13 protein-coding genes are annotated in these 15,262 nt (G+C 73.6%); 8 read left to right on the forward strand and 5 right to left on the reverse strand.

Translation table 11 applies throughout. The features are described from left to right. Positions 1 to 47 precede the first annotated feature (47 nt). The 4 genes from SJY06_RS12940 (at position 48) to SJY06_RS12955 (ending at position 3,622) form a co-directional block, all read left to right on the forward strand. Complete coding sequence (locus SJY06_RS12940; protein ID WP_380167947.1) at positions 48 to 872, forward strand: ABC transporter permease; 825 nt, start codon at positions 48 to 50, stop codon at positions 870 to 872. Beyond that, entirely contained in the window at positions 869 to 1,732 is an 864-nt protein-coding gene (locus tag SJY06_RS12945) for an ABC transporter permease (RefSeq protein ID WP_380167948.1), read from the forward strand. The genes SJY06_RS12940 and SJY06_RS12945 overlap by 4 nt, the downstream gene beginning before the upstream one ends. Before the next feature lie 241 nt (positions 1,733 to 1,973). Further along, positions 1,974 to 3,029, forward strand: a complete 1,056-nt coding sequence (recA, locus tag SJY06_RS12950) for a recombinase RecA (RefSeq protein ID WP_380167949.1) — start codon at positions 1,974 to 1,976, stop codon at positions 3,027 to 3,029. 125 nt (positions 3,030 to 3,154) lie between these two features. Beyond that, complete coding sequence (locus SJY06_RS12955; protein ID WP_380167950.1) at positions 3,155 to 3,622, forward strand: regulatory protein RecX; 468 nt, start codon at positions 3,155 to 3,157, stop codon at positions 3,620 to 3,622. Positions 3,623 to 3,674: 52 nt separating this feature from the next. On the opposite strand, the gene SJY06_RS12960 is transcribed toward SJY06_RS12955, so the two are convergent. The 4 genes from SJY06_RS12960 to SJY06_RS12975 all read right to left on the reverse strand — a co-directional run bounded on the left by SJY06_RS12960 (position 3,675) and on the right by SJY06_RS12975 (position 7,053). Beyond that, positions 3,675 to 4,598, reverse strand: a complete 924-nt coding sequence (locus SJY06_RS12960) for an amino acid ABC transporter permease (protein ID WP_380167951.1) — start codon at positions 4,596 to 4,598, stop codon at positions 3,675 to 3,677. After that, the gene (locus tag SJY06_RS12965) at positions 4,595 to 5,245 is read right to left on the reverse strand and encodes an amino acid ABC transporter permease (RefSeq protein WP_380167952.1); all 651 of its coding nucleotides are present in this window, start codon (positions 5,243 to 5,245) and stop codon (positions 4,595 to 4,597) included. The genes SJY06_RS12960 and SJY06_RS12965 overlap by 4 nt, the downstream gene beginning before the upstream one ends. 87 nt (positions 5,246 to 5,332) lie before the next feature. Then, complete coding sequence (locus SJY06_RS12970) at positions 5,333 to 6,253, reverse strand: transporter substrate-binding domain-containing protein (RefSeq protein WP_380167953.1); 921 nt, start codon at positions 6,251 to 6,253, stop codon at positions 5,333 to 5,335. Positions 6,254 to 6,333: 80 nt separating this feature from the next. Beyond that, complete coding sequence (locus SJY06_RS12975) at positions 6,334 to 7,053, reverse strand: amino acid ABC transporter ATP-binding protein (protein ID WP_380169710.1); 720 nt, start codon at positions 7,051 to 7,053, stop codon at positions 6,334 to 6,336. Between the two features lie 226 nt (positions 7,054 to 7,279). Here SJY06_RS12975 and SJY06_RS12980 point away from each other — a divergent pair, with 226 nt between their 5' ends. The 4 genes from SJY06_RS12980 to SJY06_RS12995 all read left to right on the forward strand — a co-directional run bounded on the left by SJY06_RS12980 (position 7,280) and on the right by SJY06_RS12995 (position 13,890). Continuing rightward, positions 7,280 to 8,698, forward strand: a complete 1,419-nt coding sequence (locus SJY06_RS12980) for a M28 family peptidase (protein ID WP_380167954.1) — start codon at positions 7,280 to 7,282, stop codon at positions 8,696 to 8,698. Positions 8,699 to 8,765: 67 nt separating this feature from the next. Then, positions 8,766 to 10,283, forward strand: a complete 1,518-nt coding sequence (miaB, locus tag SJY06_RS12985) for a tRNA (N6-isopentenyl adenosine(37)-C2)-methylthiotransferase MiaB (RefSeq protein WP_380167955.1) — start codon at positions 8,766 to 8,768, stop codon at positions 10,281 to 10,283. A gap of 232 nt (positions 10,284 to 10,515) precedes the next feature. After that, positions 10,516 to 10,683, forward strand: coding sequence for a hypothetical protein (locus SJY06_RS12990; protein WP_380167956.1), 168 nt, complete (start codon positions 10,516 to 10,518; stop codon positions 10,681 to 10,683). Between the two features lie 78 nt (positions 10,684 to 10,761). Further along, complete coding sequence (locus SJY06_RS12995; protein ID WP_380167957.1) at positions 10,762 to 13,890, forward strand: AAA family ATPase; 3,129 nt, start codon at positions 10,762 to 10,764, stop codon at positions 13,888 to 13,890. A gap of 42 nt (positions 13,891 to 13,932) precedes the next feature. Here SJY06_RS12995 and SJY06_RS13000 read toward each other — a convergent pair whose 3' ends face one another. Further along, positions 13,933 to 15,228 carry an endonuclease/exonuclease/phosphatase family protein gene (locus SJY06_RS13000; RefSeq protein ID WP_380167958.1) on the reverse strand — a complete coding sequence of 432 codons (1,296 nt, stop codon included), beginning with the start codon at positions 15,226 to 15,228 and terminating at the stop codon, positions 13,933 to 13,935. Between the last annotated feature and the right edge of the window lie 34 nt (positions 15,229 to 15,262).

Raw genomic sequence — 15,262 nt, forward strand, 5'->3', positions numbered from 1 at the left:
GTCCGACGGCGGGCTACTCTCGCCCCCGGCGAACGGGGGAGGTGGCCGTGGACGGGTCGGGAGCGGGATCGGTGCGTGCCGTGGTCGCTCCGGTGCACCCCCGTGGCCTGCTGTGGTGGCGCGGCGCCGGGCTGTGGTTCGTGGTCGCCCGCCGCTGGTGGCGCTCCCTGGTGCTGCGGTCCTTCCTGGAACCGCTGCTGTACCTGTTCGGGCTCGGGTTCGGGCTCGGCACCCTGGTGGACGCCGGCGGGGACGCGCCGGGCGGGGTGCCGTACGCGGCGTTCGTGGCCGCGGGGGTGCTGGCCGCCTCGGCCATGCAGTCGGCCTTCAGCGAGGCGTCGTGGCCGGTGCTGGGCGCGATCAAGTGGCAGCGGCAGTACCACGCCCAGCTCGCCTCGCCCCTGCGCGTGGTCGACGTGCTGCTCGGTCACCTGGTGTTCATGCTGCTGCGCCTGCTCGTCAGCGTGGTGCCGTTCTGGCTGGTCATGGTCGCGTTCGGGCTGGTGTCCTGGCCGAGCGCCCCCTGGGCCGTGCTGAGCGCGGTGCTGTGCGGGATGGCCTTCGCGGTCCCCGTCGCCGCGTTCGCCGCCGTCACGGAGAACGACACGTCGTTCGCCCTGCTGCTGCGCTTCGGGATCATCCCGATGTTCCTGTTCTCGGGCGTCTTCTACCCCGTGGCCGACCTGCCCGGCTGGCTGCAGCCCGTCGTCCAGGCCACCCCGCTGTTCCACGGCGTCGAGCTCACCCGGGCGGCGTCGCTGGGCACGGACCTGGGCGCGGTGGCGGTCGCGGGTCACGTCGGGTACCTGCTGCTGCTCGTGCTCGGCGGGCTGGTCGTCGCCCACCGCACGTACACCCGGCGGCTGACGTGAGCGGCCGCGGCACCACGTCCGGGCCCGGCGCCCGGGTCCAGGACGAAGCGCAGGTGCCGGCGTTCGGCCTGCTGGGCCGGCTGCTGCCCGCCGGGTCGGTGTCGCGGCCGATGAGCCTGCTCGAGCGCAACGTCCGGGCCTACCGCCGGGCCTGGCTGCTGCTGCTGTCGGGGTTCGTCGAGCCCGTCATGTACCTCTTCGGCCTCGGCATCGGGCTGGGCTCGCTGGTCGGCGACGTCACGACCGACTCGGGCCGGCAGGTGCCGTACGCGATGTTCGTGGCGCCGGCGCTGATGGCGGCCTCGGCCATGAACGGCGCCGTGTTCGACTCGACCTTCAACGTGTTCTTCAAGCTGCGCTACTCCCGGCTGTACGACTCGGTGCTGGCCACCCCGCTGGGACCCCGCGACGTCGCCGTGGGCGAGATCGGCTGGGCCCTGGTCCGCGGCAGCCTGTACGCGGGCGCGTTCTTCGTGGTCATGGCGCTGGCGGGGCTGGTGCGCACGCCCTGGGCGCTGCTGGCCCTGCCGTCGGCCCTGCTCATCGGCTGGGCCTTCGCGAGCATCGGCATGGCCGTCACGACGTGGATGCGCAGCTGGCAGGACCTGGACCTGGTCCAGCTGGCGGTCGTGCCGCTGTTCCTGTTCTCGGCCACGTTCTACCCGGTGGCGACCTACCCCGACCAGGTGGCCTGGCTGGTGCAGCTGTCACCGCTGTACCACGGCGTCGCCCTGGTCCGGGGGCTCATGCTGGCCGAGGTCGGGCCCGGCCTGCTCGTGCACGTCGGCGTGCTGCTGGGCCTGGGCGTGCTCGGCGTCGTCGTCACCGAGCGCCGGCTGCGCCGCCTGCTGCTGCGCTGACCCTGCCTCCGGCCCCGGCGGCCCTCGGCGGGCGGCACGGCCTGCGAGCGACAGGGCCTGCGGGCGACACGCCGCCCGCGTGTCGCGTCGTGTCGAACACGTGTTCGGGCTAGTGTCCCTCGTGTCCACAGCGCGTCAGGGGCCTCCTCGTCCACAGCTCGGCGAGGCGCCGGACGTTCTGTCGGGGGAGTTGCCTAGCGTCTCCTCCGTGGCCAACAGACGACCCGTACGAGGTGACCAGATGCCCGCTCCAGCCATCAACGGCGGCGACCGCGAGAAGTCGCTCGCGACCGCGCTCGCCCAGATCGACAAGCAGTACGGCAAGGGCTCCGTGATGCGCCTCGGTGACGAGGCCCGCGCCCCGATCGACGTCATCCCGACGGGTTCGATCGCGCTCGACATCGCGCTCGGCATCGGCGGGCTGCCCCGCGGCCGCATCGTCGAGGTCTACGGCCCGGAGTCCAGCGGTAAGACGACGGTGGCCCTGCACGCGGTGGCCAACGCGCAGAAGGCCGGCGGCATCGCGGCCTTCGTCGACGCCGAGCACGCGCTCGACCCGGACTACGCCCGCGCCCTCGGCGTGGACACCGACGCCCTGCTGGTGTCCCAGCCCGACACCGGGGAGCAGGCGCTGGAGATCACGGACATGCTGATCCGTTCCGGGGCGCTCGACATCATCGTCATCGACTCCGTGGCGGCCCTCGTGCCGCGCGCCGAGATCGAGGGCGAGATGGGCGACAGCCACGTCGGCCTGCAGGCCCGGCTCATGTCGCAGGCGCTGCGCAAGATCACCGGTGCGCTGAGCCACTCCAAGACCACGGCCATCTTCATCAACCAGCTGCGCGAGAAGATCGGCGTCATGTTCGGCTCGCCCGAGACCACCACGGGCGGCAAGGCGCTCAAGTTCTACTCCTCGGTCCGTCTGGACGTGCGTCGCATCGAGGCGCTCAAGGACGGCACCGAGGTCGTGGGCAACCGGACCAAGTGCAAGGTGGCCAAGAACAAGCTGGCCGCCCCGTTCAAGATCGCCGAGTTCGACATCATCTACGGCACGGGCATCAGCCGTGAGGGTGGCCTCATCGACATGGGGGTCGAGCAGGGCTTCGTGCGCAAGGCCGGCGCCTGGTACACGTACGAGGGCGACCAGCTGGGCCAGGGCAAGGAGAACGCCCGGGCGTTCCTGCGGGACAACCCCGATCTGGCCGACGAGATCGAGAAGCGCATCAAGGAGAAGCTGGGCATCGGCGCCAGGCTCGACAAGCCGGCCGACCCGGCCGCCGCGGCGGTCGAGTTCTGATGCTGCTCGGCCTCCCGAACCGCTGAACCCGCCCGATGGCCTACGCCAGGGGCAGCCGTTCAGCCACTGACCGCGACGGCGCGCGCCCGTCCGCCGGAGACTCCTCGCCCGAGTCCCCGGAGGACGTGGCACGCGCCGTCGTGCTGCGCCGGCTGTCGTTCGGCCCGCGCACCCGCGCCCAGCTCCACGAGGCCATCCTGGCCAAGGACGTCCCCGCGGACGTCGCCGACGCCGTCCTCGACCGGTTCGTCGAGGTGGGTCTGGTCGACGACGCGGACTTCGCCCGGGAGTGGGTGCGCGTCCGCCACCGCGACAAGGGGCTGTCCCGCCGGGCCCTGGCCGACGAGATGCGCCGCAAGGGCGTCCCGACCGACGACGCCGAGGAGGCCCTGTCGGCGCTCGACGGCGACGACGAGCGCGCGGCGGCCGAGGCCCTGGTGGCCCGCAAGCTGCCGGCCAGCCGCGGCCTGGACTACCCCAAGCGCGTCAACCGGCTGATGGGGATGCTGGCGCGAAAGGGCTACGGCCCGGGACTGGCGGGCGAGGTCGTGCGCCAGGCGCTGGCGGGGGAGGGCGAGGACGACCAGCCCTAGGGTCCCGCGTCGGCTGTCCGGTCCGTCCGACCGGCCGGCCCTCTCGCGGTCGTCAGGTCGAGAAGCCGCCGCCCATGTCGGGCACCTTGGTGCTGGTGACGGTGTGCTTGTCGTTGGCCGGGTCGTCTCTCTCGCCCTTGTCGCGACCCTTGGACCGGCTCAGGCGCTTCTCCACGAACACCGCCAGCCGTCCCAGGATGCTGTTGAGGAAGATGAAGATCAGGGCCACCAGCAGGTAGGCCTGGAGCGGGTTGTCGAAGAACTGGGACAGCCGCTGACCGGTGTTCAGGAGCTCCTGCGGCCCGGTCAGCACCAGCGCGGCCAGCGACGTGTCCTTGACGATGACCACCAGCTGACTGATCAGCGCCGGGAGCATGAGACGGAACGCCTGCGGCATCTGGATCTGCAGCACGGTCTGCTGCCGGGTCAGCCCGATCGCGAGGCCGGCCTCGCGCTGCCCCTTGGGCAGAGCGGCCACACCGGCGCGCAGGATCTCGCCGATGACCACGAAGTTGTAGGCGGTCAGGCCGATCACCAGGTACCACAGCTGTGACAGGTCGACCCCGAACTGGGGAAGCACCCGGGCCGCGAAGAAGATGAGGATGACGACCGGCGCCCCCCGCAGGACCTCGGCGAGGAGGACGACGGGCAGTCGGCTGTACCGGCCCAGGAGCAGGCGCAGCGTGGTGAGCGCCGTCCCCAGCACCAGGCTGAAGGCGATGGCCAGCACGGCCGCCAGCAGCGTGTTGGTCACACCGATCCGGATCTGACCCCAGACCTGCGCGAACGACTCGTCGGTCGGCCAGTACAACGGCGACCACAGGTCGGGGTCGAACTGCCCGGTGGACCGTAGGCGCAGCACGACCCACACCGCTATCGCGAGGAAGACGAGGCTGGAGACGACGGACAGGACCAGCGACCGTCGCCGGGCCTTGGGCCCGGGGGCGTCGTACAGGACGGACGGTGCTGCGCTCATCGCAGGATCGCCACCTTCTCCTCGATGCGGCTCAGGATGGCCGCGGTCGGCAGCGTGATGGCCAGGTAGCCGAGCAGCACGCCGGTCAGGACCGGCAGCGCGGCGAAGCCCTGGGCGCTGGTCAGGCGGGTACCGACCGAGAACAGGTCGCCACCCACGCCGAACGCACCGACCACCGCGGAGTTCTTCATCATGGCGATGACGACGCTGCCCAACGGCGGGACGACCGTCCGGATGGCCTGGGGCATGACGACGCTGCCCAGGGACTGCCCGAACGTGAGGCCGACCGAGCGGGCGGCCTCGGCCTGCCCGGCCGGGACGGCGTTGATGCCGGAACGGACCGCCTCGCAGACGAACGCAGCCGTGTACAGCGTCAGACCCAGGACGCCGAGCCAGAAGAACGGCGCGTTGAAGCCGAGCTCGGGGAGCACGAAGGCGGTGACGAAGAGCATGACCGTCAGCGGGCTGTTGCGGACCACGGACACGTACCCGGATCCGAAGCGCTGCAGGGGAGGGACGGGTGACACCCGCATCATCGCCAGCAGGGTCCCCAGGACGAGGGAACCACCCAACGCGTAGGCGATGATCTCCAACGATCCCAGGAACCCGTTCACGAACAACCCGAAGTTGTCGGTCAGAACGTCCATGCCCACCTCCGGTCGCAGTCAGGCCGACCCACGTGGGTCGGCAGAGGGCTGCGGGCCCGGTCCGAGGACCGGGCCCGCAGCATCAGGTCACTCGCAGGGGGTGAGCTCCGGGAACTCCGGCGCCTCGGCGCCGGCGATGCCACCGGCGGTGGAGTCCCACGCCTCGAGGTAGCGGCCGTCCTCGTTGGCCGCCTCGAGCGTGTCGTTGATGAACTGGCAGAACTCGACGTCCTCGTTCTGGACGCCGATGCCGTAGGGCTCCTCGGTGAACGCCTCGCCGACCAGCGTGAAGGCACCCTCGGAGGCGTCGACCAGGCCGAGGAGGATGACGTTGTCGGTGGTCACGACGTCGACCTGGTTGTTGCCGAGCGAGTCGGCGCAGGCGGAGTAGTCGGCGAACAGCGTCAGCTGGTCCTCGCTGCCGAGGTACTCGCGGATGTTCTCCGACGGGGTGGACCCGTCGACCGAGCAGACCCGGATGGCCGTGTCGGACAGGTCCTCGGGCGCCGTGATCGTCTCGGCGTCCTCCTCGCGGACCATCAGCGCCTGGCCGGCCACGTAGTACGGCCCGGCGAAGTCGATGCGCTCGGCCCGCTCGTCGTTGATCGTGTACGTCGCGGCGACCAGGTCGACCTCGTCGTTGATCAGGACCTCCTCGCGGATGGCGGAGGGGGTCTCCACGTACTCCCGGCCGTCCTCGGGGATGCCCAGCTCGTCGGCGATGATGTTGGCGATCTCGACGTCGAAGCCCTCGGGCACGCCGTCCAGGTTGGCCAGGCCGAAGCCGGGCTGGTCGAACTTGGTGCCGATCCGGATGGTCCCGGCCTCGGCGAGCTCGGCCATGGTGGTGCCCTCGGCGAAGTCCGCCGCGCCACCCTCCATGCTCTCCTCGGCGCCCGCGCCGGCGTCGGTCGCACCGGTGTCGTCGGCGTCGCCACCGCAGGCGGCCAGGACGAGGGCGGCGGAGCTGAGCAGCGCCACGCCCGTCATCAGTCGACGTGTCTTCATGTGGGTCCCTCCCGGGGATGTAGCGGTACGCCCCGGACGGGCGCACCAGGTGGTTCGGGTGGTCGGTGGGGTCGCCTGGCTCAGTGCGTGAGGATCTTGGACAGGAAGTCCTTGGCCCGCGCCGACGTCGGTGCGGTGAAGAACGTCTCCGGGACGGCCTCCTCGACGATCTCGCCGTCGGCCATGAACACGACGCGGTTCGCCGCCTTGCGGGCGAAGCCCATCTCGTGGGTGACGACGATCATCGTCATGCCCTCCTTGGCCAGCGAGGTCATGACGTCGAGGACCTCGTTGATCATCTCGGGGTCCAGGGCGGAGGTCGGCTCGTCGAAGAGCATCACCTTGGGCTGCATGGCCAGGGCGCGGGCGATGGCCACGCGCTGCTGCTGGCCGCCGGACAGCTGGGCGGGGTACTTCTCCGCCTGGTTGGCCACGCCCACGCGCTCGAGCAGCTTCATGCCGAGCTCGTCAGCGTCGCGCTTCTTGAGCTTGCGCACCTTGATCGGGCCCAGAGTCACGTTCTCCAGGACCGTCTTGTGCGCGAACAGGTTGAACGACTGGAACACCATGCCGACGTCGGCTCGCAGCTTCGCGAGCTCCTTGCCCTCCTCGGGCAGGTCCTGGCCGTCGATGGTGATGCGGCCGGACTCGTAGGTCTCCAGCCGGTTGATGGTGCGGCACAGCGTCGACTTGCCGGACCCGGACGGCCCGATGACTACGACGACCTCACCGTGCGCGACGTCGAGGTCGATGTCCTTGAGGACGTGGAGGTCGCCGAAGTGCTTGTTGACCTTGTCCATGACGACGAGGGGCGCCCCGGGGGCCGACTGATCGGGCATGACGGGCAACCTAGACCGGATCACCCCGTGACAGCCACGACGGGCCCGGCCGTTGCCGAGTCGTGACCTGCCGTGCCACTGGCTGTAACACCTCAGGCCACCGACAGGCGACATCTGCTCACCTGTTGTGACCGGCGCATACCGAGTCATACGGTGCCTGCACCGTCACTCACCGGAGGTCATCACCATGACTCGTCCCACCTCGCTCGCCGCTGCCCACCAGGTGTCGCGCCGCGCCGCCCTGGCAGCGATCGGCGGCACCGCAGCCGCCGCCGGCACCGTGCTGGCCGCACCGTCCTGGGCGGCCGACGCCGCCCGCCCGGGCAGCGTCCGCTCGCCCCGCCTGACCGCACGTGATCGCGTGGTGGTCGGCCGGGTCCGCGCCGAGCTCGCCGTCGACCACATCCTCGAGCTGTCCGAGGGCATCGGCCCGCGCATCGGGGGCACCCCTTCCGAGCGCGCCGCCGCCGACTACATGGCCGCCGTGCTCGACGGCTACGGCTACGACGTCGAGCTGGAGACCTTCCCGGTCGCCGACAAGTTCCTGGCCGAGGTGGACGGCGACCCCGTCCTGGACCAGAGCATCTGCTGGCAGATGGGCGCCGCCCCCCTCGGCGGCCTGGACGTCAGCGTCACCGGCCCGGCCGTGCTGGCCGGCGACGGCAGCCAGGGCGAGCTCGGCGGCGCCATCGCGCTGGTCGAGACCCCGGCGGGCGTCTCGACCGCGGTCCGGACCCAGCGGGTCCAGCTGGCCGTCTCCCGGGGCGCCGTCGCCGTCGTCGTCCTGCCGGCCGACGCGGCGGACCCGATCCGCCGCACCCAGGCCTCCTCGCCCGCGCTGAGCACCGCCGTCGCCGTGCCCGTCCTCGGTGCGGCGCAGGTGCAGAAGGCCCGGCTGGTCGCCGCGGTCGGGGCGGGCGCGCTCACGCTGACCGTGGCCACCACCGCCTACCGGGGTCTGACGTCGCAGAACGTCCTGGCCAGCCGGGCCGGCCGCGGTGGCCCGGTCGGGCAGAACGAGGCCGTCATGGTCTGCGGGCACTACGACTCCGTCATCGGCGCCCCGGGTGCCAACGACGACGGCTCCGGCACCGCGCTGACGCTGGAGCTGGCCCGGGTCATGCGGTCCCTGCCGACCCAGCGCGACATCCGGTTCTCGCTGTGGGGCTCGGAGGAGCAGGGCCTGATCGGCTCGCGCTACCACGTGGCCCAGCTCGACCAGGCCGAGCGCGACCGGCTGGTCGGCGTCTACAACAACGACATGGTCGCCACCAGCTGGGACCCCGCCACCCGCTACTGGGTGCTGTCCTGGGACGGGTCGGCCAACGTCGTCAACACCTCGGTCATCGCCGCGGCCGAGCGGCTTGGCTACTCCCCGCACCTGTCGCCCATCACGACCCGCGGGGCCAGCGACCACCAGTCGTTCCAGGAGCGGGGCGTGGCCAGCTCCAACTTCAGCTGGCGCGGCGAGGCCTCACCGGCCCTGCTCGAGCCGCCGTACCACTCCCCGGAGGACACGGTCGCGCTCAACATCTCGATGGAGCGGATGCAGGTCAGCCTCGAGCTGATCGGCGCCGCGATGTACCAGGTGGCCCGCGAGGCCTGACCCGGCGGCACGTCGCGCCGTCGGGCCGCAGGTGACTGCGGCCCGACGGCGTACCCTGGCAGGCGCCATGAGCAGCCCTGACACCCTCACGCCCGCCGCCGCCCGCACCTACCACGTGCGCACGTTCGGCTGCCAGATGAACGTCCACGACTCCGAGCGCCTGACCGGCCTGCTCGAGGCGGCTGGCTACGTGCCCGCCGACCCCGACGACGTGGTCGAGCACGGCGCCGACGTGGTCGTGCTCAACACCTGCGCCGTCCGCGAGAACGCCGACAACAAGCTGTACGGCAACCTCGGGCACCTGGCCCCGGTCAAGACGAAGCGGCCCGGCATGCAGATCGCGGTCGCCGGCTGCCTGGCGCAGAAGGACAAGGGCGAGATCGTCCGCAAGGCGCCCTGGGTGGACGTCGTCATCGGCACCCACAACATCGGCTCGCTGCCGGCCCTGCTCGAGCGCTCCCGGCACAACGGCGAGGCCGAGGTCGAGATCCTCGAGTCCCTCGACGTGTTCCCCTCCACCCTGCCCACCCGGCGCGAGTCCGCCTACGCGGCCTGGGTGTCGGTGAGCGTCGGCTGCAACAACACGTGCACGTTCTGCATCGTGCCGAGCCTGCGCGGCACCGAGAAGGACCGCCGCCCCGGCGACATCCTGGCCGAGGTGGAGGCCCTGGTGGCCGAGGGCGTCGTCGAGGTGACGCTGCTGGGCCAGAACGTCAACACCTACGGCGTGGAGTTCGGCGACCGGCTGGCCTTCGGCAAGCTGCTGCGCGCGGTCGGCGCCGTGCCCGGGCTGGAGCGGGTGCGCTTCACCAGCCCCCACCCGTCCTCGTTCACCGACGACGTCATCGCCGCCATGGCCGAGACGCCCACGGTCATGCCGCAGCTGCACATGCCGCTGCAGTCCGGCTCCGACCGGGTGCTGCGCGCCATGCGCCGGTCGTACCGCTCGGAGCGCTTCCTCGGCATCATCGACAAGGTGCGGGCCGCCATGCCCGACGCGGCGATCAGCACCGACATCATCGTCGGCTTCCCGGGCGAGACCGAGGAGGACTTCCAGGCCACCCTCGACGTGGTCCGGGCCTCCCGCTTCGCCAACGCGTTCACCTTCCAGTACTCCTCGCGCCCGGGCACCCCGGCCGCCGACATGGTCGACCAGGTGCCCAAGGCCGTCGTCCAGGAGCGCTACGTGCGCCTGGTCGCCCTGCAGGAGGAGATCTCCTGGGCGGAGAACCTCACCCAGGTCGGCCGCCGGCTCGAGCTGCTGGTCGCCGAGGGCGAGGGCCGCAAGGACGTCGCCACCGAGCGGCTGTCCGGTCGGGCCCCCGACAACCGCCTCGTGCACTTCGCGCCGCGTCCCGCCGAGGGGGCCGAGGCCTGGGCGGACCCCATCCGGCCCGGTGACGTCGTCGAGGTCGAGGTCACCTACGCCGCCCCCCACCACCTGGTCGCCGACGCCGGCGTCCTGTCGCTGCGGCGCACCCGCGCCGGTGACGCCTGGCAGGCCCGCCAGGACGCCCCGGCCGGAGCCGCGACGGCGCCCCGGGTCGGTCTCGGCATGCCCCGGATCGGCGCCCCGACGGCCTGAGCCGGAAACCGCGGGACACGCGGAGGCCGCTCGGCAGAAGGCTGCTGCGGTGGCCCTCAGGTTGACCTCAGACCGGCGGGCGGACCCCTCAGGCCCGCGCCGTGCGGGCTCAGCCGTACCTCGGTGTCGGCCCCCCGGTAGGGCGCGTGACCGACCGATGTGCCGGCACCCGGCTCAGGCCGAACCTGGTAGGGCCCGGAGGACCGACCACCGGGACCACCTGGAGGTCATCATGATCCACTTCGCTCTGACGCCCGGCCTGCTGGCCGACGCCGAGGTCAGCTACCGCCACGAGCAGGTGGCCCGCGACCTGTCCGGTGGCCCCCGCGCCCGTCGCTGGTGGGACCTCCGCCCGCGCCGCGCCCGGGCCGGCGGCGACGACCTGACCCTGGCCGCCTGAGGCCCGACCCGACCACCACGGACCGGCACGCCGCTCGCCCCCGTCGGGGGTCGCTGCCACGATGACGTGGTGTCCCGGATGAGCATCGACGCCCCCCTCGTCGGCCGGGACCGTGAGCTCGCCGAGCTGCGGGACGCGCTGGGCGCCGCCCGCGGCGGGCGGCCCAACGCGGTGCTGCTGGCCGGCGACGCTGGCGCGGGCAAGACCCGGCTGTTGCAGGCGTTCGCGAGCGCGGCCGCGGCCGAGGGGGTGACGGTCCTGCAGGGCCACTGCGTCGACTTCGGCGCCGCCGGCCTGCCGTACCTGGCCTTCGCCGAGGCCGTCGGGGCCCACCTGTCGGGATCCGGGGCGGCCGTCCCGCCGGCCCTGGCCACCCTGCTCGGCCACAGCGGCCAGGGCGCCGGGCCCGGGCCGACCGCCGACCCGACCGCTGCCCCGACCGCCGGCCCGACCCACGCTCCTTCCGACGACCCGGGCGCGGACCCGGTGGGTGGTCCCGCCGCCGTCGAGGTCGGTCGGATGCGGCTGTTCGAGGCCGTCGCCCGCTACGTGGGCTCGCTGGCCGCCACCGCACCGGTGCTGCTGGTGCTGGAGGACCTGCACTGGGCCGACCCGTCGTCGCGGGACCTGCTGCGCTACCTGCTCGGCCGGATGCGCCGGGAGCAGGTGCTGGTGGTGGCCAGCTACCGCAGCGACGACCTGCACCGCTCGCACCCCGTCCGCGGCCTGCTGGGCGACCTGACCCGGCTCCCGCACGTGCGCCGGGTCGAGCTCACGCCCTTCGGCCCGGCCGCGATGACCGAGTTCCTGTCCGCCCTGGCCGACGGCCACGTGAGCGCGGGGACCGTGCGTCGCGTCCTCGAGCGCTCCGAGGGCAACGCCTACTTCGCCGAGGAGCTGTTCGCGGCCGGTGACCGGCCCGGCGTGCCCGACGGCCTGGCCGAGGTGCTGCTGGACCGGTTGGAGCGGCTGAGCCCGGCGGCGCGCCAGGTGGCCCGCCTCGCCGCGGTGGGCGGGCGACGGGTGGCCGACGAGCTGCTGCTGGCCGTCAGCGGCCTGGACCGGGCCACGCTGGACGAGGCGCTGCGCGAGGCGGTGTCGGCGCAGGTGCTGCGGGCCGAGGGGGAGCGGTACGCCTTCCGCCACGCCCTGCTGCAGGAGGCCGTCTACGCCGACCTGCTGCCGGGGGAGCGCTCGCGCTGGCACGCGGCCTACGTCACGGCCCTGTCCACGCCGGGCCGGCACGCCCCCGGGTCCTGGGCCGAGCTCGCGCACCACGGGCTGGCCGCGCACGACCTGCCCACCGCGCTGCTGGCCTCGGTCCGCGCCGCCGAGGCGGCCACGGACATGCTGGCCCCGCGGGAGGCGCTGCAGCACCTGGAACGCGCCATCGACCTGTACGACAGCGTCCCGGACGCCGAGGCGGCCATCGGCATGGACGCCGTCGACCTGCACCGGCGGGCAGCCGGCTACGCCAGCCGCTGCGGCCGGGTCGAACGGGCGGTCGCGCTGGCCCGGGTGGCCCTGGAGCGCGCCGAGGCGGCGGTCCCGGCCGGGGGCGACCCGCGCCGCCCCGCCCTGCTGCACCACCGTCTGGCCCAGCACCTGATCGCCGCCGAGCGGCTGCCCGAGGCGCTCGGTCACGCCCGGCTGGCCGTCGACGGCTACCGGGCCGTGTCCGGTGACGTGGCCGCGGACCGGGACCACGCCTGGGCCCTGGCCGGTCTGGCCCGTGCGCTCATGCTGTCCGACGGGCCCGGGGCGCTCACGGTGGCCGAGCAGGCGCACCGGGCGGCCGTCGACCTGGGCGCGCCCGACGTCGAGGCCGACACGCTCGCGACGCTCGCCGTCGTGCACTCCGTCGACGGCGAGGTGCCCGACCACGTGGTCGACGCCCGGCTGCTGCAGGCGCTCGAACGGGCCCGGGAGTCGCAGGACGTGCTCACCGAGCTGCGCGCCAGCGTCAACCTGGCCTGGAACCGGTACAGCCGGGCGGACGTCACCGGCGCGCTCACCGTGCTGGAGGCGGCCTGCGACCGGGCCGCGGCCACGGGCCTGACCTGGAGCCCCATGGCCGTCGAGCTGCGGGTGCTGCGCCGGGTCGCCCGCTACGTCGCCGGGCGGTGGGTGCTGCGGCCCGACGGTGACGCCGACCTGGCCCCGGACACCGCGGCGGCGCGGCTGGCGTCGGCCTCGCTGTACGTGCAGGTGGGCCGCGGTGACGACGGGGCCGACGCGGCGCTCCGGCGCCTGGTCCCGCTGCGGGGCCGCGACGTGCAGGTCCAGGTGGCCGTGGACGGCTGCCTGTCCGAGCTGCGCCGCTGGCAGGGCCACCCCGACCAGGCCGCCGACCTGGCACGGGCGGCCACCGACGACCTGGCCCGTTGCCACGGCACGGACTCCCTGGGCGCGATCTGGTTCGGGGCGGTCGAGGTCGCCGCCCTCGCCGACGTGGCCGACGAGGCCGCGCTGCGCCGGGACCCGGACACGGTCGCCAACCTGCAGCGGCGCGCCGAGGAGCGGGTCGAGCAGGCCCAGCGGCTGTACGACACCGTCCTGGCCGCCGCCCCGGACGGTATGCACCGACCCGGCCCGGAGGCGCTGGCCTGGCTGGTCCGGGGCCGGGCCGAGCTGGCCCGGCTGCCCGTGGCGGCCCGGCTGGCCGGCGGCGGCAGCGCCCACGACCTGGCCGAGCAGACCGTCACGCCCTGGCGGGAGGCGCTGGCGGTCTTCGGCTACGGCTACCCGTTCGAGCAGGCCCGGTGCCGGCTCGGGCTGGCGGCGGCGCTGCTGGCCACCTCGTCCCGCGGCGGGCCGGCCTGGCGGGAGGCCGAGGACCTGCTGGGCGCTGCCGCGCGGACGGCGGCTGACCTGGGCGCCCGTCCGCTGGCCGAACGGGTGGCGGCGCTCGGCCGCCGGGCCGGGGTGCCGGTGGCACCGGAGCGCGACGCGGGTGACGGCGCCGCCCCCGGGGCCGGCGACGAGCCCGGCCGTCCCATGCCGGTCGGGCTGACCGCGCGGGAGCAGGACGTGCTGCGCCTGGTGGCGCAGGGCTGGACCAACCGGCAGGTCGGCGCGGCCCTGTTCATCAGCGAGAAGACCGTCTCGGTCCACCTGAGCAACGTCATGGCCAAGCTCGGCGCCTCCGGGCGGACCGAGGCCGTCTCGCTGGCCCACCGCGCGGGCCTGCTGGCCATGGACCGCTGAGACCGGCGCCGATCAGTCAGCCCGACCGGTCGGCCCGACCGGTCAGCCCCGACCCGGGACCGCGACGTCCACCCACACCAGCCGGTGGTCGCTGGAGGGGAACGGGAACGTCCCGGTCAGCCGCGACAGCGGGTCGCCCGTCTCGGGCCAGAAGACCCCGGCGTCGAGCAGGCGCAGGTTGCGCGAAGGCAGCACGTAGTCCACCCGCAGGTTGCCCGGGGCGCCGTCCGCGAAGTCCGCCGTGTCCTGGGCCGGGTCGCCCCGGTGGGTGAGGTTGGCCCCGCCCTGCAGGACGGCGGCCTCGGCGCCGCCGGCCGACGTCGGCGTCAAGCTGGTGTTGACGCGGGGGTGCTCCAGCAGCTGCTGGGCGGCCCCGGCCACGCTGTCACCGTCCAGGGGGTCGGCGTTCAGGTCACCCGCGACGACGAACCGCTCGCCGGGCTTCAGCCCGCCGCGCCGGCCCTGGTCGTCGTACACGTAGCCGGCGGCCCGCGGCGTCACGTAGTCCGCCCAGAACCGGATCTCGTCGTGGTTGCGACGGCCGTTGCGGTCCTCCGGGCCGTCGAAGGTGGGAGGCGTCGGGTGCGAGGCCAGCAGGTGCACCGGGCGCCCGTCCACCAGCACGGGTACGTCCCAGTGGGACTTGCTGGACAGCCGCACCTGCGAGCGGACCTCCTCCGGCCAGAACCCACCCGGCTCACCGGTGGCCGGGTCGTCGGGCAGCAGCGCCCCCGGCATGTCGGCCCAGCGGAACTGCTGGAACGTGCGCACCCCGGCCAGGTCTATGGGGTGCTGCGACAGCACGAGCATCCCGTACTGCCCGGGGAACACCCCGAAGCCCCAGGCGTCGTCCGGTCCGCCGACGGTGCCGTCCTGGTTCAGGTCGAGCCCGCTGGGCACGCCGGTGTTGCTCGGCGCGACGAACGCGTACGGGTACTCGATCGGCTCGGCGCCGTTCTGTCCCACCCCCAGGTAGTTGTCCAGCAGGCCGGCCACCGCCGGGCTCGTGCGCGCGTCGGCGGGGTCGGTCGGGGCGACGTAGTCGAACTCGTTGACCAGCAGCACCTCCGGCCGGGTCCGCTGGACGATCTCGGCGACGGCCGCCGCCTGCGCGTTGCCCGGGGCGGACAGGTCGGTCGTCAGCCGCCCTTCGGCCTCCCGGTTGAGCGAGGCGTTGAACGTGGCCACCCGCAGCTGGGTCGGCCCGACGGCGGGCTGCCCGTCGGCGGACCGGTCCGGTCCCGGTGCCGCGGCGGCCGGGGCGGCGAGGGCGAGGGCGGCGACGGCCGCGACCGTCAGGGCGGCGCGACGGGCACGGGCGGGGTGGGAGACGACCATCGGGCCAGGCTAGGACCGCAGGCGCCCGGACCGG

It is taken from the genome of Jannaschia sp. R86511, from assembly GCF_042466345.1.
GTDB lineage: Bacteria > Actinomycetota > Actinomycetes > Actinomycetales > JBBAYJ01 > Aquipuribacter.